General features: G+C 63.2%; 1 protein-coding gene. It reads left to right on the top strand.

The window, feature by feature from the left end:
• Positions 1-266 (top strand): carbohydrate porin (locus B7449_RS19500; protein WP_048884140.1); only part of this gene is annotated, 266 nt, incomplete at both ends.

Raw genomic sequence — 266 nt, 5'->3', positions numbered from 1 at the left:
GCCAGATTTCCCGATTACCGCTACAACAACATGGGGCAGGCCCTTGGCGGCCCCAATGACACCACCGGCATCCCGCGCTGGGACCGGGGCAACTGGATGGTATACGGCATCATTGACCAGATGATCTGGCGACCCTCCATCCAGTCCGCGCGTTCGCTGGGTGTGTTCGTGCGCGCCACGGGCAATGGCGGCGACCGTAACCTGATCAGCTTCGCCATTGACGCAGGGCTTAACCTGAAAGCCCCGTTCCGGGGCCGGGACAACGA

The sequence above is a fragment of the Komagataeibacter intermedius TF2 genome, from assembly GCF_000964425.1.
GTDB lineage: Bacteria > Pseudomonadota > Alphaproteobacteria > Acetobacterales > Acetobacteraceae > Komagataeibacter > Komagataeibacter intermedius.
This window is presented reverse-complemented; position numbering and strand designations above follow the sequence as displayed.